Raw genomic sequence first — 940 nt, forward strand, 5'->3', positions numbered from 1 at the left:
GGTAAAACAAGAAGTTAATCATACATTTATTGATGTTGTTAAACAAATGCAGAAAGATTCATTAGAATCGGCAAGATATGATTATTATCCACTGGCAGATATTCAATCTTTATCTGAGGTGAATCAAGAATTAGTTCATCATATCATTATTTTCCAAAATTACTATTCCGATGATCAAGTCTATGATGTAGTAGAAGATGTAGGCTTTAAAATTAGTGAATCAAACGTCTATGAACAAACGAATTATGATTTTGACGTAATGGTTTTACCTAAAGATGTATTAGAAATTACGTTTTCTTATAATAAAGAGCTGTATGATAAAACAAGTGTTATCAAATTTAAAAATCAATTCACTAAAATTCTACAAACTATTATCGAGACAGTTGAAGTAGAAGTTGCAGATATCAATATTTTAACCGAATTAGACAGTCAGAAACTCCTGCAGGAGTTTAACCAAACAAACGCGGATTATCCGAAAGATAAATCACTTCATACATTATTTGAGGAGCAGGCTGAGAAGAATCCTCATCATATTGCGGTTGTATGTGCTGGCCAGAAGTTAACTTATCAGGAATTAAATAAAAAGGCGAACCAACTGGCAAGAGTTTTACGACAACAAGGGGTTCAGAATGAAGCCATTGTAGGTCTCATCATGGATCGGTCCATCGATATGATCATTGGAATCATGGGAATACTAAAGGCAGGAGGAGCCTATCTACCAATCGACCCAACTCATCCAACCGATCGTATCCAAACGATTCTATCCGACGCAAAGGTGTCCTTAGTTGTCACATCAAGTGGTCAAGCTCGTTCACTTTCTCTAGCTGTACAGGCTATCGATATTACGGTAGAAGATTTCTATCAAGGTCTATCCACAAATCTAGATCTTGCTATCGACTGTCATCAATTGGCGTATGTAATTTATACATCTGGTTCCACC

1 protein-coding gene is annotated in these 940 nt (G+C 35.6%); it reads left to right on the forward strand.

Annotation, left to right across the window (positions count from 1 at the left end; translation table 11 throughout):
- The coding region (locus tag JUJ52_RS23045; protein WP_228089249.1) for an AMP-binding protein at window positions 1-940 on the forward strand (940 nt) is incomplete at both ends.

Source organism: Virgibacillus sp. AGTR (assembly GCF_016919725.2).
GTDB classification, from domain to species: Bacteria; Bacillota; Bacilli; order Bacillales; family Amphibacillaceae; genus Virgibacillus; species Virgibacillus salarius.